This is a genomic window from Mycobacterium sp. IDUB_37, from assembly GCF_055419245.1.
Window position 1 is genome coordinate 40,672 of record NZ_JBVAXG010000010.1, and the last position, 21,409, is coordinate 62,080.

Annotated in this window: 9 protein-coding genes; 5 read left to right on the top strand and 4 right to left on the bottom strand. The window is 63.6% G+C overall.

Features of this window, described 5'->3' with window-relative positions:
* Positions 1-480: 480 nt before the first annotated feature.
* From ACZY1I_RS26390 to ACZY1I_RS26400, 3 genes are all read right to left on the bottom strand, one after another.
* Entirely contained in the window at positions 481-1,527 is a 1,047-nt protein-coding gene (locus ACZY1I_RS26390) for an EspA/EspE family type VII secretion system effector (RefSeq protein WP_463759406.1), read from the bottom strand.
* Positions 1,528-2,211: 684 nt separating this feature from the next.
* Positions 2,212-3,270, bottom strand: a complete 1,059-nt coding sequence (locus ACZY1I_RS26395; RefSeq protein ID WP_463759408.1) for an EspA/EspE family type VII secretion system effector — start codon at positions 3,268-3,270, stop codon at positions 2,212-2,214.
* 814 nt (positions 3,271-4,084) lie between these two features.
* The gene (locus ACZY1I_RS26400) at positions 4,085-7,342 is read right to left on the bottom strand and encodes a helix-turn-helix transcriptional regulator (protein WP_463759411.1); all 3,258 of its coding nucleotides are present in this window, start codon (positions 7,340-7,342) and stop codon (positions 4,085-4,087) included.
* 1,066 nt (positions 7,343-8,408) lie between these two features.
* On the opposite strand from ACZY1I_RS26400, the gene ACZY1I_RS26405 reads away from it, so the two are divergent.
* The 3 genes from ACZY1I_RS26405 (at position 8,409) to ACZY1I_RS26415 (ending at position 13,061) form a co-directional block, all read left to right on the top strand.
* A complete protein-coding gene (locus ACZY1I_RS26405; protein WP_463759413.1) occupies positions 8,409-8,696 on the top strand; it encodes a WhiB family transcriptional regulator in 288 nt (95 codons plus the stop codon).
* Positions 8,697-9,108: 412 nt separating this feature from the next.
* On the top strand, positions 9,109-11,034 hold the full coding sequence (locus ACZY1I_RS26410; RefSeq protein WP_463759415.1) for a SpoIIE family protein phosphatase: 1,926 nt from the start codon (positions 9,109-9,111) through the stop codon (positions 11,032-11,034).
* 98 nt (positions 11,035-11,132) lie between these two features.
* A complete protein-coding gene (locus tag ACZY1I_RS26415) occupies positions 11,133-13,061 on the top strand; it encodes a SpoIIE family protein phosphatase (protein ID WP_463759417.1) in 1,929 nt (642 codons plus the stop codon).
* Here the strand turns inward: ACZY1I_RS26415 and ACZY1I_RS26420 are convergent.
* Positions 13,058-14,149 carry a MinD/ParA family ATP-binding protein gene (locus ACZY1I_RS26420; protein ID WP_463759421.1) on the bottom strand — a complete coding sequence of 364 codons (1,092 nt, stop codon included), beginning with the start codon at positions 14,147-14,149 and terminating at the stop codon, positions 13,058-13,060. The genes ACZY1I_RS26415 and ACZY1I_RS26420 overlap by 4 nt on opposite strands.
* Before the next feature lie 1,165 nt (positions 14,150-15,314).
* On the opposite strand from ACZY1I_RS26420, the gene gltB reads away from it, so the two are divergent.
* Entirely contained in the window at positions 15,315-19,898 is a 4,584-nt protein-coding gene (gltB, locus tag ACZY1I_RS26425; RefSeq protein WP_463759423.1) for a glutamate synthase large subunit, read from the top strand.
* Positions 19,891-21,357: a glutamate synthase subunit beta gene (locus tag ACZY1I_RS26430; protein ID WP_463759425.1), complete on the top strand. Its 1,467-nt coding sequence runs from the start codon at positions 19,891-19,893 to the stop codon at positions 21,355-21,357. Before gltB ends, ACZY1I_RS26430 begins: the two co-directional genes overlap by 8 nt.
* The last annotated feature ends 52 nt before the right edge of the window (positions 21,358-21,409 follow it).

Here is a 21,409-nt window from a genome sequence, read left to right on the forward strand (position 1 = left end):
AGGCTTCTGGCGCTCAAAATGCCCACTGTTGATCCGCCGATGGTGCCAGCTGCATTGCTAGTCAAACCAAAGGCCGAAGCTGCGGTGTGGTCAGCGGTGGCTGGCTGCTGCCCGTTTATGTCCATGTACAGGCCAGCGGTATTGCCCCCGAGCCCCAACAATCCGCTGATAATCGCGGTCGCCTCAGCTAGAATAGACATCGCTTAATCTCCATAAATACAGTGTGAAAATCCATGTACCACCATCCCAGGTGCCTAACTTTGCAATTCGCTCGTTTCTGCCCGCAAGAATGCTGACCGGCAACTCAGTGGGGTCGGAACGGCGAAATCATCACCGCTCAACAGCACGTAGTGGCCGTTGCAAAGCGTCTCAAAAAACCGTAGCACCACCCACTGCCGGGCATCCGCACTATTTTGGCCGTGCGCTGGGGTGGGTGGCGCACCTAAGGACCCAACGTCGCATGCCCGACGAATCGATCGATCAAGCCCGCGAACGATGAAGGGTGAGTGGGATATCGGCGTCGGCGGTGTGCGCGGCGGGCAGGCGACGCGCACCGGGTACTCCCGGGCTGGCATCGCGGACGGCACCCAGTGCTTCTTGTGATGCGGTGTCTTCGGTTGGCGGTTGGGCGGACGCCGGTGATCGATGAGTGGCCGGTGTCGCCGAGGACGTGGGGCGGTGCGCGGTGTCGATGGGGTCGGGGTGAGCGGCAGCGGTGGCCGGGGGGTTTGTCAATCGCATCAGCTGGGCCGGTGTCGGTGCTGCCAATGGTGCGCTGAGCGGCACCGGAGCTGGGGAGAGCGGGCTGGTCGTTACCGGCGGGACCGCGCGAACAGCAGCCGTGGGCTCCGCAGTTTCCCGGTGATCGGCGCCCGCCGACACTGCGGTCGCCGACGGCGCGCCGGTGTTTGGGTCTGCGGTGGTGGTCGAGACTTCCGTCGCGCGCCTGACGCTCGTGCGGCTGGCTGCGCCAACCTGTGCCCTGTCCGGATCGGGGGCGCTGCTTCTACCGGCGCCGAGCTGGGCGTAGTAGCCGGCCAACGCGTCGGCTTGTTGACCGTTTTGAACCGAGAACGCCAAGACGGTACTAACGATGCCGACCGCGGCCGCCACCCCCAGGCCCGCTGCGGTGTAGGCGAACCACCTGCTACACACCGGCCCCGCCTCCGGCGACACATACAGCGCCACCTCGACAGCCAGTGCAATCCCCAGCAGGGTCGCATCAGCCCCCAGTACTACTTGAGCATGGTCCACCCAGGAGCCCTGATTGCGGGCGATCGCCGCCAGCGACTGATCCGCCTGCGCCATCGCAGTTGCCCGGTTGCGATGCCACGTGTTCTGTCGGCTGTAGCTGTCCGAGGCGACACCTTCCCAGCGCTGACCGGCCGACCCGGCCGCCAACACCTGATCCATCTCAACGAATTCCGCCGCACCAGCCTCAAAGCACTGCCCATCAAACGGCGTGCCAAAACCCACCGTCAACTCCAAAAACTCCACCACCGACAACGCCGCCAAAATAACACTCAAACCGAATTCAGCAGGAGAGGGACTTTCGTCTAACCTCTTCAACTTTTTCTTCGCTTTTCTTTGCGTCTCAAGCATATCGTCGTGCTGCGTTTGCTTCTGGACGTATTCCTGCCGGGCGTCAAACATTTCTTGGTTTGCTGCAGCAGACCTTTGGCCGGCATCGCTCACGTTGGCTCGAAGATCATCTGATGAGGAGTTCGCCAGCCATTTTTGCGTCGTCTCGGTATAGGAGCCTCCGGCCGCACTAGCGGCCAATTCCTTACTTCGGAAGTTATCAAACGCTTGCTTCAATGCCGCGTCACTTGCCTCGAGCTGGCCTGCTCGGGCGACGCATTCATTTGCTAGTCGGTTCTTGTACACGCCAGTGGCAGTTCTGCTCATAATCCCGAAAGCTGCACCGCCGCTCACGCTGGCCGCGTTGCCGGACATACCGATTGCGGTGGCCGCGGACTGTTCAGCGGTGGGATGAGGGCCGCCGTCAGCTTTAATAAATGGGCTGGCGCCGTTTCCGCCAAGCCCGAGCAGGCCGTTGACGATGGCGGCAGCTTGAGCGAAGACTGACAATTTCTCCCCTTGGCTAGGTTTCGATGCTAACAACCTCCGAGGCCCGCCCTCGGCACCAATTTCGCGGGCCCTACCTGCGCCGCCTGAACTCGGGTAATCGCTGCGCTTGGACCAGGTGGCTCACCGTTTCCGCGAGGGCATCGTCGAGCCATCGCCTGCCCGCGACGCAGCTACCGTGCATACGGTGGTCGCTAGCACCGTGACTGAGGTGGCGCCCATAGTCGACGCGCCAGTATCGGTGGTATCGAACACTTCTTGTGACGCGGTGTCTTCGGTTGGCGGTTGGGCGGACGCCGGTGATCGATGAGTGGCCGGTGTCGCCGAGGACGTGGGGCGGGGCGCGGTGTTGATGGGGTCGGAGTGAGCGGTGGCCGGGGGGTTTGTCAATCGCATCAGCTGGGTCAGTGGCGGTGCTGCCAATGGAGCGCTGGACGGCACCGGAGCTGGGGAGAGCGAGCTGGTCGTTACCGGCGGGACCGCGCGAACAGCAGCCGTGGGCGCTGAAGTTTCCCGGTGATCGGCGCTCGCCACCGTCGCGGTCTCCGACGGCGCGCCGGTGTTTGGGTCTGCGGTGGTGGTCGGGACTTCCGTCGCGCGCGTGACGCTCGTGCGGCTGGCTGCGCCAACCTGTGCCGTGTCCGGATTGGGGGCGCTGCTTCTACCGGTGCCGAGTTGGGCGTAGTAGCCGGCCAACGCGTCGGCTTGTTGACCGTTTTGAACCGAGAACGCCAAGACGGTACTAACGATGCCGACCGCGGCCGCCACCCCCAGGCCCGCTGCGGTGTAGGCGAACCACCTGCTACACACCGGCCCCGCCTCCGGCGACACATACAGCGCCACCTCGACAGCCAGTGCCATCCCCAGCAGGGTCGCATCAGCCCCCAGTACTACTTGAGCATGGTCCACCCAGGAGCCCTGATTGCGGGCGATCGCCGCCAGCGACTGATCCGCCTGCGCCATCGCAGTTGCCCGGTTGCGATGCCACGTGTTCTGTCGGCTGTAGCAGTCCGAGGCGACACCTTCCCAGCGCTGACCGGCCGACCCGGCCGCCAACACCTGATCCATCTCAACGAATTCCGCCGCACCAGCCTCAAAGCACTGCCCATCAAACGGCGTGCCAAAACCCACCGTCAACTCCAAAAACTCCACCACCGACAACGCCGCCAAAATAACACTCAAGCCAAATTCAGCAGCAGATTCGTTTTTCAAACTCGCCATTTCGTCGTCCACTATGCGTTGCGCGGAACGAGTCGCGTCTACGGTTTTTGCTTTTTGGCCGTACTCGGTCCAAGCGGCGTACTGCTCATTTGCCGAGGTTAGGCATTGTCTGCGGGCTACCTCTGTCTCCCGCGCCAACCGATCCGACGCCGGATTAGCACGCCAGTCATCGTACATAGCCGCGGCGGCTTCGTGGAAATTGTCACGAGTCTGCGATTTGCTGCAAAATGTATAATTCGCAGCATTGAACGCTTCTGTATCTAGCTTCAGCTGTTTCTTTAGGGCTGTGCTCTGAGCGGTCAGTCGGGCTCTGTCAGCGTTCAAAGCAGTTCTGGTCATCATCCCACCAGCGGCGCCGCCGCTTACGCTGGCCGCGTTGCCGGTCATTCCGATTGTGGTGGCGGCGAGTTGTTCGGGAGCGGGATGAGGGTCGCCATCAGATTCAATGAATGGGCCAGCGCCGTTCCCACCAAGCCCGAGCAGGCCGTTGACGATCGCGGCAGCTTGAGCGAAGGTTGACAATTGTTCCTCCCACATAGCTAGGTTTCGATGTTAACAACCGTCACGGCCCAACCTCCGCACCAATTTCGCGGGTCGGCTAGAGGCGGCTGGGAAGGCTTTCCTGCGGGCGAAGGCCTAAATAGACGCCCTTACTTTATCCAGGGGCAAAGGCGGTAGGAGCATTCTTGCTGGGATACGGCAATTTACTCGCTGAATGTCCATCACCGGGAAGGCCGGCATCCGGTCAGGCTTGTCGAGGCCTACCGCGAATTGATCAACTGTGCCGAGTAGCCTCCTGGGCTAATTGAACGCGGGAGTTCAGCTCGAGCTTGGCGTACACGTGGGTGAGGTGCGTCTGCACCGTGCGGGGCGATACGAATAGCTGGGCAGCGATGTCCTTATTCGACAGGCCGTCGCCGACCAAACTCACCACTTCTCGTTCAGCCGGCGTGAGTGACTCCCAGCCACTCGTAGCTCTTCTGCGCTCTCCCAGACCGCTTTGAGCGTGGTTGATGGCTTCCTTGGTGGATAGAGCGGCGCCAGCGGCCCACATGCCGTCGTATTCTTCGTCGCTCATTGCGGCACGCAGCGCAGTCGTCGACTCCTGATAGCTCGAGTCATGCACTTTGAACCGAGTCGCCCCCATGCGGTGAAGCTTTGCCTCTGCCGCACCGAACAGACGGGCCGCCTCGCGGTAGCTGCGTTGCTCTACGGCGAGGCGAGCGAGGCAATCCAGGATGTCCGGAATACAGTGGTGCGCTTCCTCATCGACCGCGCATCTCAGCGCTTCATGAGCGTCCCGCCAGGCCTGGTCCAGGTCGCCCTCTGACGTGGCGACGCGGGCACGAGTGGTGAGTGCCAGCGCAAGGTGCCACCCTGTCAGCACCGAGACGGCCTCGTCGGCGTAGCGACGCGCTTCACTGAGATCTCCTCTCGCCAAAGAAATCTGCGCCTCGGTGGAGCGCCAATAGTCCGGCATCTCGTTGTCAAAACTTAGCTCGCGACAAACCGTCCTACTGGCTTCTTGCGCGGATTCAACGTCACCATCGGCCAGCGCTACTACCACCAAAGTCGCATAACCAAGGCCCAAGAAGTATTCGCTGATTTCGCGGGCACCCTCGACGGCAGCCTCTCCCGCGGCTCGAGCGGCGCTAACCTCCCCCTGGTAGGCAAGAGCATCACCCAGTCCTTTTAGGCAAAGCGGCTTAAGGACCCCACCCTTGGCGCCCTGTGCCCTTTCCACCAACTCACCGAATTGCGTAACAGCGGTAGCCGTATTTCCGTGCCACAACTGCGCAAACGCCAGGCTCAAACGGCACTGACTCGAGCCGGCACGATCCCCGATCTCGTCCGCGAGGTCGCGTCCCTCACTGCCCGCGATACGGGCTTTCGCCGTGTCGCCCAGCATGACAGCGGCAGTGCTCTGCCAGCTAAGTATTTGGCTCAGTAGCCTTTGCTGGTCTAGTGTCCTGGCGATGTCGGTCGCCTCGGTGAAATACCGACCAGCCGCATCGATCTGATAGCTGAAACCGGCAATCAAACCGCAGGTGCTCAGCACTTGGCTTAACAGCGCAGGGTCTCCGACGTGGCGTGCGAGCGCTAAAGCTTCTTGCGCCTGATCCAGACTTCCTCTCTCACCTGCAAATAGGTCGAGCACGGCCTTATGGGCCATGGCGCGGGTGCGGATTGGCGCGGCCAGCTGGACATGGTCGGAGGTTGGGTTACTCAGGACAGAATCGAACCAGGTGCGACCCTCGTGAATGCCCCCCTGGCCGAGCCACAGCGGCTGGAGCGACGAGGTCAGAATTAGTGCCGACTCGAAATCGGCGTTTTCGTGGCAGCGCTTAAATACTGCGCGCAGATTCTCGGTATCGAATTCGACCTGTTCGAGGATCTGTTGATAGTCAGCGGTTCCGGGAGAGTCGAGCCGAGCGGCAAGTGCCAGGTAGTAGTCGCGGAAGCGATCACGGATAGTCTCGGTCTCGCCCGCCTCTTTGAGCTTCTCCATCGCGTACTGACCCACTCCCTCGAGCCGCCGGTACCGCGTGCGGCCCTGTGAGCTATCGGCGAGCACGAGCGACTTATCCACCAGATGGGTTAGCTCGTTCAGCACCTGGGCCGGGGGCAAGTCACCGGTGCCTGCCACATTCTGGACCGCGGGAAGATCGAACCCGCCGACGAACACCCCAAGGCGGCGAAACAGAATTCGCTCGTGTTCGCTCAATAAACTGTGCGACCAGTCAAGCGAGGCCCGGAGCGTCCGATGGCGGCGCAGCGCCGTGCGCTCACCGCCCGTCAGGAGGCGAATTTTATCATCGAGCCCCGCCATGATCTCGGACAATGACAGCGACCGCACTCGTGCTGCGGCCAGGCCAATCGCCAGCGGAATGCCGTCCAGCCGTCGGCAGAGCTGGCGCACAATTGCACGGTTGCCTTCGTCAACCGAGAAGTCCGGCTGCGCAAGACGAGTCCGATCGACAAATAGCGCCATCGCATCTCCCGCCGACAGCGATGGCACCGGCATCGTCACCTCGCCCGCCACCTTTCCGGGTTCCCGGCTGGTAGCAAGGACTGTCACGCGGGGACAACTGCTCAACAGGGCATTGATTTGTGACGCGCCACCGTCGAGTAGGTGCTCGCAATTGTCCGCAACGATAAGCATTTCCCGCTCAGAGAGGTACCGCAACAACGTATTTGCCGTCGAGGAACCTGGCTTATCCGGCAGGCCTAGTTCGCGAGCTATCAATGTCGGCACGACATCAGCATCGGTTGCCGACTCCAGGTCGACATAACACAGGCCGTCAGCAAAGTGCGAAGCCAGTCGCCCAGCGGCTTCAACGGCAAGCCTGCTCTTGCCGACGCCGCCTGTGCCGATCAGCGTTACCAGGCGGTTCTCGGTGACGAGCCTGATTACCTGTGCTAACTCCTGCGCGCGGCCCACGAAGTTTGCGAGCTGGACCGGCAGATTATTTGCTCCACACTGGTTGGCTTGGCGAAACGGCGGAAAATCGCAACCAACCGCAGGGTGGCACAGCTGCGCTACCCGTTCCGGGCGCCGAAGACCGCGTAAGGGCTGAGATCCGCAGTCGACCAACCAGGCATCCGGCGGAAGCTGGTCAATGACGATATTGCTGGTAGTGGCTGACAGCAACGTTTGTCCGCCGTGGGCAAGTTCGCGCAGGCGCGCGCTACGGCAGACGGTCGGGCCGGTGTACTGATTCTCGTCTCCCAGCTGTACGTCACCGGTGTGGATGCCTATGCATAGCCGAATCGGCGCAAGCAATGCCTGCTGCAACTCCAGCGCGCACGACACTGCGCCCGCCGCGGATGCGAATGCGACAACGAAGCTGTCGTTCTCCTCCTGAAGGACCGGCCCCACCCCACCATGAGCTACGACGGCATCTGCGAGTGCGCGGTCGAGTCGCGCGATAGCTTCAGCTGTCCGTCCGAACTGCCTGTGCCGCAGCCGTGCCGCCCCCTCTATGTCTGCCATCAGCAGCGTCACGGTGCCAGTAGGCAGCAACTTGCTCACGCTCCAGTTCCGGCCACATGGTTGGCTCGCCTCCGTTCAATCTGCTCATGTTAGCCAGCTCCGACCCGGCGTTGCCCGAAACTTCAGCCAAAGTGCGTACGACGTCGAGTCGTATCAGCAAAATCTACGACCCCAGCGGGGCGAATTTACGCTCTCCGGCCGATGTCAGCGGCTGCTCGAGATAGCACAGTCGGGGCATACCTTTCGAGCAAAGTCAGGAGAGAAGCTAATGGTGGGGGCGAAACGCCGTGGTGAGACCAATTCGAACCGCGGTTCCCAGGACGCGAAGAATGCGCCGGACCGTCGGAGCAGTCCGCAGTCACATCTCGGGATCCCGAAGCGTTACTCGTTCCTCGAGGAATCTTGCATAGCCCGCACAATGGATCGGTACTGACCCACGTGGGTGCTATCCAGGTGCGCAGCGGTCGATCCGAGCCGGGACTGGCGTTGCTGGGAAAGCTTGGATCCAGCTGCGACTCTCGCGGCGCTGCCCGCAATGACGGGATTGCGCGTTTGATTGCTCGGCTATCGCGGCGCAAATTGCGGTCGCAGCTGGCTGCACTCCCGTGAGCGCCGTACGAACTCACCGACTGAGTTGCGTTGAGGCCCTCCGGCCCCAGCGGGCCGGCAGGCACGGGCGCAGCAAGTTGGTCGCGGGTCGTCGATGGAGCCGCACATATGTGCGGCCCCGCACCTGCTCCAGATCGGCCTGCAACTAGCCAGCAGGCTGCGGCGACACGCTTAGCGCAACGGTTTGTGCAACGGTTTGGCTGACTCTTGGTGCTTCGGTCGGAGGTGGATCGGCTCCAAGTGCTTCAGTTTTTCGCCCGTCGAATCCTAAGGGAAAGTGGTCGATTTCCTTAAAATCCCAGCTCATCTCTGTACGGTTGCGTAAGAGCAACTGAAGATTCCCTGTGAACTGCAGCGAACTGTCCCCGAATCGATACACTTCGGGAAGTGCAAACAACAGTTGTAGAACGCAGAACCGTTGCGACGCCACGGCGAGCGATCTACCGTAACAGATAGCGAACGCGACAGCTGCAACGCTTCAGTAGGGATGAGAACCATGACCGCAACAGTTCAGCAGGGATTTTTTCAGGGCGCTTGCACGCAAGACCCCGATCGTTGGACGACAGCACCCGATGAGGGGGCGAAGGCGCTATGCCGGGCCTGCCCGCGCCGTTGGGCGTGCGCAAAGGAGGCTGCCGAAGCGCCTGGTGCTGAAGGGCTTTGGGCCGGCGTGGTCATCCCCGAATCCGGACGTGCGCGGGCTTTCGCGCTGAATCAGTTGCGCTCGCTGGCCGAGCGCAACGGTTACTCGGTGCGGGAGAGGATCAACGCCCAGTCGGCATGACCGGCGACTCCACCATCGACAGCGCGAGAGACTCGGTGATCTCTCGCGCTGTCGCGGTTAGTGCCGGGAACGGTCGCCGCACTAGCGTGCCACCGTTAAGCGGCCGCCGACAGATATGAGCGGTGGCGCCACGGTTATTCGCAGTCGATCAGTTCGCCGTCCCGGCGCCATCAGCGCTGCGGCTGTTGTGGGTCAACGACGGTGCGCGGCCGGTGGTCACCAATTTGCTGCGCGGCCTCGGAGCGGGATCAGAGGGCAGCTGGCAAATCGGTTATAGGGTTCCCGCACCAGGTCCGCTTACAGGGGCCGATCCGCCCAGGGGTGCATTCCGCGTACTGGCAGATACGGTTCGCCGTCGATTTGATAGCTTTAGGTTTGTTAAGCGTCCGCAATGGATACTTTGGGGACCATCATGCCTGCACAGATCGACTGGGACCGTGTCGTGGGTAACGCCGACGATGTCCGACGTGTGTTTGACCGCATGCCGACCATTGCCGCGGCATTCCGTGGGCCGGAGCACCGGTTCATCGCGATGAACGAGTACTGTCGTGCGCTTTTCCCGAAGTTGAAGACGATCGGGCAACCCTGTCGAGAGGCCTTTCCTGAAGTTCTCGGCCAATACATTTTTGAGATGTTCGACCGAGTCTTCGAGACCGGTGAGCAACACGAGGTACGGGAGTGGCGCGTCGAGTTGGACCTGGACGGCTCGGGAGGTGTGCATGAGATGTTCGTCGACGCGATCGTCACCGCCCGCCACGACGACAACGGCGAGATCGACGGCATTCAGGCTCTCTTTCAAGATGCGACCGAGCGGGTACGGGCGCGCACGGATGCCGAGGCCCGTACTGAAGAGATGTCGGAGCGCTATGAGCAGGTGCGTACGTCGGCGACGGTGATGCAGCAGGCGTTGCTGGCATCGTCGGTCCCGGTGCTGCCCGGGTTCGATGTCGCAGCCGAGTATCTGGTGGCTGCTGAGGACACTGCCGCCGGCGGTGACTGGTTCGATGCGATCGCCACCGATGACGGGGCGCTGTTTCTGGTGGTGGGTGACGTGGTCGGTCACGGGGTCGAGGCCGCCGCGGTGATGGCGCAGTTGCGAACCGCCACCCGGCTGCAAGTGCTTTCCGGCAAGTCCGTCACCGAAACCATGGATGTGGTCGAAGGTTTCTGCAAGCACGTGCGCGGTGCCCGATCGGCCACCATGTGCATGGGGCGCCTCGACAGCGAGACCGGTGTCTTCGAGTACTGCACCGCTGGTCACCCACCCCCGCTGCTGATCAGCGCCGGAGAGCCACGGTATGCCGAGCCTTCCGGCGGCGGGCCGCTGGGCAGCGGAATCCCGCACGTCGCCAAGACCGAACTTCTCAAGGTGGGCGATGCCGTGCTGTTCTATACCGACGGCTTGATCGAGCGACCGCAACGGCAATTGGCCAGCAGCATCGCGGAGTTCGCCGACGTCGCTACCCGCATTCTGGCCGGCGGAGGATTTCGCAGCCGTGGTCCAGCGCGTCCGATCGACCGGCTATGTAGTCAGACGCTGGAGGTGCTGTTGCGCGACGGCGGCTATAGCGACGATGTCACGTTGGTTGCCGCGCAACGCACTTCGGCTACCGAGCCGCTGAATATGACGGTCGACGCGGATGTGGACGCGACGTACCGGGTGCGAGCCCGGCTACGCGATTGGTTAGCCGAGCTTGGCGCCGACGCCGCAGACGTGATCGTTGTCGAGCACGCCGCGTCGGAGTACATCGATAACGCCGTGGAGCACGCCTATGCAGGCGGCGGTGGTCCGGTCACTATCGAGGCGGCACTGGACCGGGATGCGACATTGCGCTTATCGGTGGTCGATAAAGGTGAGTGGAGATTGCCAGATGAGGGTCGCTCGGGTTGTGGCCTGTCCATGGCGAGTTCCCTCGTCGAGAGAGCGCGGGTTATCCATGGCGACGACGGCACCCGGGCAGAGATGTCGTATCCGCTCAGTAGGCCCGCGCGGCTTGTGACCGACCCGATGATCGGTAACTCCGGCCAGCAAACTTCACACGGCACGGAATTCGACGTTCATATCGAGCCCGACGGCCTGATGATCATTGGCGGAGATGTCGACGCGCTGCACGCGCCGTTGCTATCCGGGCGCATCACCGGTGAAAGCCAAGCCGGGACGATCCCCCTCGATATCGACTTGAGTCTGGTGACCCATTTCGGTTCCGCGGCGGTCCGCGTCCTCACTGATGCCCATGCACTCGCGAGCGCTCAAGGGGCCCGGTTGACCCTGATCGCCCCGCCGGGCTCGACAGCCCACCATATCCTCACCATGGTCGGACTGCCGACCAGCCATTAGTGGGATAGCGACGCGTTGGCCATAGTCCTGGGACCTGGGGTTTGCCGCGTGATTTGCACCTTGATTTACGTCGACGACAAATTACGCTGAGGACGATAATGCCTTCACCTATGGACTGGGACAGATTGGTCGGCCGCGCCGACGACGTCCGGCGGGTCTTCGACAGCCTGCCCACTATGACGGTTGCTTTTCGGGGGCCTGAGCACCGAATCATTGCCGTCAACGCGACTTCCCGGGCAGTCTTCCCGAAACTGGGGTTTATAGGACAACCCGTTCGAGACGTGTTCCCGGAAGTAGTGCTCGGGCAGTTCACCTTCGAGATGTTGGATCGCGTCTTCGCGACCGGTGAGCAGCAGGAGAAGCGAGACTGGCGCGTCGAGTTGGACTTCGACGGGTCGGGGACGGTGCACGAGTTTTTTGTTGATGCGATTGTGACCCCTCGCCGCAATGACGACGGAATGATCGATGGCATCCAAGCCCTTTTTCAGGAGGTCGGCGACCGGGTGCGGGAAAGGGCGGCCGCGAATGCCCGTGCCTCCGAGATGTCGCAACGCTATGAGCAGGTGCGCACGTCGGCGACGGTGATGCAGCAGGCGTTGCTGGCGCCGTCTGTGCCGGTGCTGCCCGGGTTCGACATCGCCGCGGAGTACTTGGTGGCTGCTGAGGACAGCGCGGCCGGCGGAGATTGGTTCGATGCGATCGCCACCGATGACGGCGCGCTGTTTCTAGTAGTGGGTGATGTGGTCGGTCATGGGGTCGACGCCGCCGCTGTGATGGCGCAGTTGCGTACCGCCACCCGGCTGCAAGTGCTGTCCGGCAAGTCCGTCGCTGAAACCATGAACGTTGTCGAGGGGTTCAGCAAACACGTGCGCGGTGCCCGATCGGCCACCATATGCATCGGCCGTCTAGACAGCGAGACCGGTGTCTTCGAGTACTGCACCGCCGGTCACCCGCCGCCGCTGATGGTCAGCGACGGTGAACCGCGATATGCCGAGCCTTCCGGTGGCGGGCCGTTGGGCAGCGGCATCCCGCATGTCGCCAAGGCCGATCTTCTCGAGGTTGGCGATACGGTTTTGTTCTATACCGATGGCTTGATCGAGCGACCGCAACGGCAGTTGACCGAGAGTATTGCCGAGTTCGCCGACGTCGCTGCCGGCATCTTGGCCGGCGGGGGATTTCGGACCGGCATTGCCCAACGTCCGGTCGATCGGCTGTGCAGCCAGGCGTTGGAACTATTGCTACGCGACGGCGGCTATGGCGACGACGTCACTCTGCTTGCGGCCCAACGTACTTCGGCTGCCCAGCCGCTGCACCTGTCCTTGCCCGCGAATCCAACGGCGACGTCGCAGGTGCGGACTCGACTGCGCGATTGGTTGGCCGACTTGGGCGCTGACGCGGCGGATGTGATCGTGATCGAACACGCAGTATCTGAGTACGTCGACAACGCGGTAGACCACGCCTATGCGGGCGGCAGCGGATCGGTGACTGTCGAGGCGGTACTGGACCGGGATGCGACGCTGCGCATTTCCGTCGCCGATCGGGGCGAGTGGAAACCTCCGAATGCGAATCGCCACAGTCGGGGACTGTCCATGGCGAGGACTCTGATCGAGGGCGCGCGGGTGATCCGAGGTAGCGACGGCACCCGAGCAGAAATTGCGTATCCGCTGAGTAGGCCTGCTCGCCTTGTCACCGACCCGATGATCGGGCTCCCCGGGCAGCAGCCATCGCGCGCCAACAACTTCGATCTCCATACCGAGCCCGACGGGCTGGTGATCATCGGAGGGGATGTCGATGCGCTGCACGCACCGTTGCTGGCCGGACGCATCGCTGGCGAAAGCCAGTCCGGGACGCGTCCCCTGGACATCGACCTGAGTCTGGTCACCCACCTCGGTTCGGCAGCGGTCCGCGTCCTCGCAGACGCCTATGCTTTGGCGCAAAATCAGGGCGTCGCGCTGGGCTTGATCGCCCCACCAGGCTCGACAGCCCACCACATCCTCACCCTGGTCGGGCTACCCACGAGCCACTAGCGCGGGGATCGGTCACCGTCTTGGCGGCGCGGAGCCTCGGCGGGTCGCGACGCAAAAAATCCGGTGATCGTGGCAGCGATCTGCAGGAACTTGAGCCGCGTCGCCGGAGCCATCTCCCGGGTCACGTCGATCACTCCGCCGGGTCGCAGGTGTGGGTCGAACGGCACCTCGACGACTGATTGCCCGTGATCGACGAATTCGCGCGCCAACAGTGCGCGGGTGCGCTTATCGGCGTGGCCGTCGGAGTCGTTGAGCACCACGACGCTGCGTTGCAGCAGATCACCGAGATCGTGGTCAGACAACCACTCGACGGTCTTGGCAGCGGCGGCTGCGCCATCGGCCCACGGCGAGGACACCACGATGAGCGCATCCAGGTCGCGCAGCACTTCCTGGGTGACCCCCGCGTCCATCGTGGAACCGCAGTCGATGACCGAGATCGCGAAGTGCCGGTCCAGCCGTAACGCGGCTTCCCGGTAGATCGCCGGGTCGAGAACCTTGCGCGGACCCGACGCCGGCTCACCGCCCAGGACGTAGAGGCCGGCTGAGTTGCTGCCGACGCGAGAGGTCACGTCGGCGAACGATTGCAGGTTCTTGTCGGCGGTGAGCGCCCAGAACGATCCGGTGGCTTGTGGATCGATCCTGCTGCTCAGCCGACCGAACGCGGTGTCCGCGTCGATGGCGACGACGCGGTCCTGCTGGCGTAACTCGGCGAGGATCGAGCCGACGCTGGCGGATACGGACGTCTTCCCGACACCACCTTTGCCGAGCACACCGACCTTATGGTTGCCGTGTAGGGCGGTGCGTATCGCTGCCTCGAACTGGGCGGCATCGCGTTGCGCGGCGGACGGGCCGGGGTTGACCAGTCCGAAAGTGGCTGCCCGCACCATGCGTCGCCAACCGCGATCGGTGGGTTGCCCTCCGGGGCGTACGTTCGCCGGAGCCGAAGTCCAGGAACCCGGCGCCGGCGGGGCATCGGCCCGTGGCGGTGCGGGGGTCATCGGAGCTGGTGGGAAGTGAGAGGGCGGGGTCATCGGGTACGGGCGCGGTGCTGGCGGCAGATGCGGCGGCACGTTTGCACGGGGTTCCACCTCGGCGCCGGCCGGTGGGAGAGGCGGGGTTGGCGGGGGCGGCCCCGGGTGCGGTGATGCCTGAACCGGTGGTGGCGGAGGTGGTGGTTTGAAAACGGGTGGTGGTGCTGGCTTGTAAACGGGTGGTGGCGGCGCGTGCACCGGCGGGGGCGGCGGTGCTTCAGCACGAGGCGGTGGTGGCGTTTCCGCGCGAGGTGGGGGTGCTTCCGCGCGCGGCGGCGGCGCGGGACGTGGCGGGTGACCCGCGGGCCCCGGTGGAGGACCCGGCGGCGTGGGACGTGCAGGCGGTGCAGGCGGCGCGCCGCCGGGCGGTTGGGCTGCGGGCCGTGGGTCGGGCGAACGCGGGGCCGCCGGACGCGGCTGATCGGGGCGCACCCGGTTCCGCAGGAATTCTTGGGGCTCGTTCATGGGCTCCTCGGATCCAAAAGGCGACTCGACTGACACGACTGCGGCCGACTGCGCGTAACCCGGGGTGATGAACCCCACGATTTGTCGACCGACACCGGACGCTGTTGTCCAGTATCGGTCACCGGTTCATCTACTCGGACGGGGTTCGATGCGTCGCCGAGCGGGACCCGGGCAGTTTTAGAGTCTCTTTAGAATTGTGCAAACTAACGCGTGCGACCGGTGCGGTGCCATCCGTGACAGCGCGAGCGCGCCGGCCGTCGATTCCGGCGGCTGTGCTGCCACGCATTATTCCGGCCTAAGTTGTCAGCGTGGCCGACACCGCGGGCTCGGAATGCGTTGCGGAGCGCAGCTTGATCTGCGGCTTCAGCAAATTTCTCCGATTCCGGATCCGGGCCGTCTTCCTCGGATTCTGCGCCGATACGCTGGCAAAATCGCCCGCGACGCTACGCCATGTCTCACGGCCGTCAATCGCTAGTAACAGCGAATTTACGACGGTGCCAGTTCGCGGGTTAGTATTAGTAAGTTGGCATGTCAGGCGGGTTTTGTCATATCGTTTTATGACTTGTCGGAACCAGGTTCAGGGCTACCGTTCAATGCTGCACGGACGAACCCCTGGCCGGATTATCTCCGCTTGGCGGACAGCCTATCGACGAGACCGAAGGGGCACAGCCCGCAACCTCCGGGTGCGGCCTCGTCGATCCGCAAAGTCGATCCGCAAAGCGGCCGTGCAGAAAGTCTGCTGAAGGGTTAGGTGGGTATGGCGCCCGAGCGCGTTGGGCTGTATAACCCCGCATACGAACATGATTCGTGCGGGGTTGCCATGGTCGTCGATATGCACGGCCGGCGGAGCCGCGACATTGTGGACAAGGCGATCACCGCACTGGTCAACCTCGAGCATCGAGGTGCGGCCGGCGCCGAACCTCGCAGCGGTGACGGCGCGGGCATTCTGATCCAGGTCCCTGATGCGTTCCTGCGTGAGGTGGTGGACTTCGAGCTGCCCGAGGCGGGTAGCTACGCCACCGGCATCGCATTCCTGCCGCAGTCGGCCAAGGACGCCGCCGCGGCGTGTGCCGCGGTGGAGAAGATCGCTGAGTCCGAGGGTCTGCAGGTGCTCGGTTGGCGCAATGTCCCCACCGACGACTCGTCACTGGGCGCGTTGTCCCGTGACGCGATGCCAACCTTCCGCCAGGTGTTCATCGCTGGCGCATCCGGCATGACGCTGGAACGCCGCGCATACATCGTCCGCAAGCGGGCGGAGCACGAGCTCGGCACCAAGGGCCCGGGCCAAGATGGGCCGGGGCGCGAGACCGTCTACTTCCCGAGCCTGTCCGGCCAGACCTTCGTCTACAAGGGCATGTTGACCACGCCGCAGCTCAAGGCTTTCTACCTCGATCTGCAGGACAACCGGCTGGCCAGCGCACTGGGTATCGTGCACTCGCGGTTCTCCACCAACACCTTTCCGTCCTGGCCATTGGCGCACCCGTTCCGCCGAGTTGCGCACAACGGCGAGATCAACACGGTTACCGGCAACGAGAACTGGATGCGGGCTCGCGAGGCCTTGATCAAGACCGACGTCTTCGGTTCGGAAGACGACGTGGAGAAGCTCTTTCCGATCTGCACCCCGGGCGCTTCTGACACGGCGCGCTTCGACGAAGTAGTCGAACTGTTGCACCTCGGCGGCCGCAGTCTGCCGCACGCGGTGCTGATGATGATTCCCGAGGCGTGGGAACGCAACGAAACAATGGACCCCGCGCAGCGGGCGTTTTACCAGTACCACTCGTCGTTGATGGAGCCATGGGACGGCCCGGCCTCGATCACGTTCACTGACGGCACCATCGTCGGAGCCGTGCTCGACCGAAACGGCTTGCGCCCGTCTCGGATCTGGGTCACCGAGGACGGCTTGGTCGTGATGGCGTCCGAGGCCGGTGTGCTCGACCTCGACCCGTCCACGGTGGTCAAGCGGATGCGATTGCAGCCCGGCCGGATGTTTCTGGTGGACACCACGCAGGGTCGCATCGTCGCCGACGAGGAGATCAAGGCGGATCTGGCTGCCGAGCACCCCTATCAGGAGTGGCTCGACAACGGGTTGGTGCCGATCGACAAGCTGCCGGCCAACAAGTACACCCGGATGCCGCACCACCGGCTCGTCACCCGGCAGCTGACGTTCGGCTACACCTATGAGGAACTCAACCTGCTGGTCGCCCCGATGGTGCGCACCGGCGCCGAGGCACTCGGGTCGATGGGCACCGATACTCCGATCGCCGTGCTGTCGAAGCGTCCGAGGATCCTCTTCGACTACTTCCAGCAACTGTTCGCTCAGGTGACCAACCCGCCCCTGGACGCCATCCGCGAGGAGGTGGTGACCAGCTTGCAGGGCACCACTGGTGGCGAGCGTGACCTGCTCACGCCGGACGAGACCTCTTGCCACCAGATCACGTTGTTGACGCCGATCCTGCGCAACTTCGAACTCGCCAAGCTGATCAACCTCAACCCCGAGGACGAGGTCAACGGACGCCCGCATGGCATGCGTTCGGAGGTTGTTCGCTGCCTGTACCGGGTGGCCGAGGGTGGCGCCGGCCTGGCTGCCGCGTTGGACGAGGTGCGTGCCCAGGCGTCCGCGGCAATCGCCGGCGGTGCGCGGATCATCATTCTGTCCGACCGTCACTCCGACGAGGAGTGGGCGCCGATACCGTCACTGCTGGCGGTCGGCGCGGTGCACCACCACCTGGTGCGGGAACGCACACGTACCCACGCGGGACTCGTCGTCGAGTCCGGTGACGCGCGCGAGGTGCATCACATGGCGATGCTGGTCGGGTGTGGCGCCGCTGCCGTCAACCCCTACCTGGCGTTCGAGTCGATCGAGGACATGCTCGACCGGGGCGTCATCGACGGTGTCGCTCGCACCAAGGCACTGAACAACTACATCAAGGCCGCGGGCAAAGGCGTCCTGAAAGTCATGTCCAAGATGGGCATTTCGACTTTGGCGTCCTACACCGGCGCGCAGTTGTTCCAGGCGGTCGGCATCTCCGAAGAGGTGCTCGACGAGTACTTCACCGGGTTGGCTTGTCCCACGGGTGGTATCACCCTCGACGACATCGCCACCGATGTGGCGGCCCGGCACGCGCTGGCCTACCTGGACCGGCCCGACGAGCGCGCGCACCGCGAACTCGAGGTCGGTGGGGAGTACCAGTGGCGCCGCGAGGGCGAATACCACTTGTTCAACCCGGAGACCGTCTTCAAGCTCCAACACTCCACCCGCACCGGGCAGTACAAGGTATTCAAGGAATACACCCGCCTGGTCGACGACCAGAGCGAGCGGGTGGCATCGCTGCGCGGCCTGTTGAAGTTCCGCGCGGGCATGCGGCCGCCGGTGCCGATCGAGGAGGTCGAACCGGCCAGCGAGATCGTCAAGCGCTTCTCAACCGGCGCGATGAGCTACGGGTCCATCTCGGCTGAAGCACATGAGACGCTCGCCATCGCGATGAACCGGCTGGGTGCCAGGTCCAACAGCGGTGAGGGCGGCGAGAACGTCAAGCGGTTCGACCCTGATGCCAACGGTGACTGGCGCCGAAGCGCGATCAAGCAGGTTGCCTCGGGGCGGTTCGGTGTCACGTCGCACTACCTGACCAACTGCACCGACATTCAGATCAAGATGGCTCAGGGCGCCAAACCCGGTGAGGGCGGCCAGCTTCCAGGTCATAAGGTCTACCCGTGGGTGGCCTCGGTGCGGCACTCGACGCCCGGCGTCGGGTTGATCTCACCGCCGCCGCACCACGACATCTATTCGATCGAGGATTTGGCGCAGCTGATCCACGACCTGAAGAACGCGAACCCGTCCGCCCGGGTGCACGTCAAGCTGGTCTCGGAGAACGGCGTCGGCACCGTCGCCGCCGGTGTCTCGAAGGCCCACGCCGATGTGGTGCTGATCTCGGGCCACGACGGTGGGACCGGCGCGACCCCAATGACGTCGATGAAGCATGCGGGCGCGCCCTGGGAGTTGGGCCTGGCCGAGACCCAGCAGACGTTGCTGCTCAACGGATTACGTGACCGGATCGTGGTCCAGGTGGACGGCCAGCTCAAGACCGGGCGCGACGTGATGATCGCGACGCTGCTCGGTGCCGAGGAATATGGTTTCGCCACAGCGCCTTTGGTGGTGGCCGGCTGCATCATGATGCGGGTCTGCCACCTCGACACCTGCCCGGTCGGAGTGGCAACCCAGAACCCGGTGCTGCGCGAGCGGTTCGCCGGCAAGCCCGAGTTCGTCGAGAACTTCTTCATGTACATCGCGGAGGAAGTCCGGGAATACATGGCGCAGTTAGGCTTCCGCACCATCAACGAGGCCGTCGGCCAGGCGGGCGCACTGGACACCACCCTGGCGCGTGCGCACTGGAAGGCGCATCGGCTGAACCTGACTCCGGTGTTGCACGAACCCGAATCGGCGTTCATGAACCAGGACCTGTACTGCAGTTCGCGTCAGGACCACGGTCTCGACAAGGCACTCGATCAGCAGTTGATCGTGATGAGCCGCGAGGCACTGGATTCGCAGAAGCCGGTTCGCTTCTCCACCACGATCAGCAACGTCAACCGCACGGTCGGCACCATGCTCGGCCACGAGGTGACGAAAGCCTATGGCGGCCAAGGGTTGCCGGACGGAACCATCGACATCACGTTCGAAGGTTCGGCCGGCAACAGCTTCGGAGCCTTTGTGCCCAAGGGGATTACATTGCGTATCTACGGTGATGCCAACGACTACGTCGGAAAGGGGTTGTCCGGCGGTCGGATCGTGGTGCGACCGTCCGACAAGGCACCGCAAGACTATGTCGCCGAAGACAACATCATCGGGGGCAACGTGATTCTGTTCGGTGCCACCAGCGGCGAGGCTTACCTGCGCGGCGTGGTCGGCGAGCGGTTCGCGGTCCGTAATTCCGGAGCACACGCCGTGGTCGAGGGCGTGGGAGATCACGGTTGCGAGTACATGACCGGCGGTCGGGTGGTCATCCTGGGCGCCACCGGCCGCAACTTCGCCGCCGGCATGTCGGGAGGTGTGGCATACGTCTATGACCCCGACGAGAAGTTGCCGGACAATCTCAACACCGAGATGGTCGCGGCCGAAGCCCTCGAAGAGGACGATGTGGAGTACCTGCACGGCACCCTTCAAGCTCACGTAGATGCCACCGATTCCGCGGTGGGCCAACGCATTCTGACTGATTGGCAGGATCAGCAGCGCCACTTTGTGAAGGTGATGCCGCGGGACTACAAGAAGGTTCTGCAAGCGATCGCCGATGCCGAGCGCGACGGACAGGATGTCGACAAGGCGATCATGGCGGCGGCTCATGGCTGACCCGACCGGCTTCCTGAAGTACACCAACCGGGAACTGCCCAAGCGGCGTCCCGTTGACCTGCGGTTGAAAGACTGGAACGAGGTCTACGAAGAATTCGATACCGGGGCCCTGCAACATCAGGCAACCCGGTGCATGGATTGTGGCATTCCCTTCTGTCACAACGGTTGTCCACTGGGCAACCTGATTCCGGAATGGAATGACCTGGTCCGCAGGGGACGTTTCCGTGACGCGATCGAGCGTCTGCACGCCACGAACAATTTCCCCGACTTCACCGGCCGGCTCTGTCCGGCGCCCTGCGAGCCGGCCTGCGTGCTCGGCATCAACCAGGATCCGGTGACGATCAAGCAGATCGAGCTCGAGATCATCGACAAGGCGTTCGATGAAGGCTGGGTTGAACCGGTGCTGCCGCACTGCGAGACCGGACGGGCGATCGCCGTGGTGGGGTCCGGCCCGGCTGGATTGGCTGCGGCCCAGCAGCTCACGCGTGCCGGGCACCAGGTCACCGTGTTCGAGCGGGACGACCGCATCGGTGGCCTGCTGCGCTACGGCATCCCGGAGTTCAAGATGGAGAAGCGAATTCTCGATCGACGGTTGGACCAGATGGTGGCCGAGGGCACCGAGTTCCGGGCCGGCGTCAATGTGGGTGAAGACATCACCGCCGAGCAGTTGCTGGCCGACTTCGACGCGGTGGTGCTGGCCGGTGGTGCGACCGCATGGCGCGACCTGCCGATTCCGGGCCGCGATCTGGGCGGCATTCACCAGGCGATGGAGTACCTGCCCTGGGGTAACCGGGTGCAGGAGGGCGATGACGTGCTGGGGCCCGACGGCGAGCCGCCCATCACCGCCAAGGACAAGAAGGTGATCATCATCGGCGGCGGCGACACCGGTGCCGACTGCCTGGGCACCGCGCACCGTCAGGGCGCGGCCAGCATTCACCAGTTTGAGATCATGCCGCGACCGCCCGAAACCCGTGCCGCATCCACCCCGTGGCCGACCTACCCGTTGATGTACCGGATCGCGTCGGCGCATGAAGAAGGTGGCGAGCGGATCTTCTCGGTCAATACCGAGGAGTTCGTCGGCGAAGACGGCCACGTGACCGCCCTCAAGGTGCACGAAGTGCAGATGCAGGACGGCAAGTTCGTCAAGGTCGACGGGTCCAACTTCGAACTCGAGGCAGATTTGGTGCTGCTGGCGATGGGGTTCGTCGGTCCGGAAAAGCCTGGCCTACTGACCGAGCTTGGGGTCAAGCTGACCGAACGCGGCAACGTTGGCCGTGGCGACGACTTCGACACCTCGGTGCCCGGCGTGTTCGTGGCCGGCGACATGGGGCGCGGCCAGTCACTGATCGTCTGGGCGATTGCTGAAGGTCGCGCCGCGGCGGCAGCCGTGGACCGCTATCTGATGGGTTCCAGCGCGCTTCCAGCACCGATCAAGCCGACGGCCGCGCCGTTGACTTAGACAGGGTATAACCACACCAGTCACATCTGAAACATTTGATAAAACTTCGGCG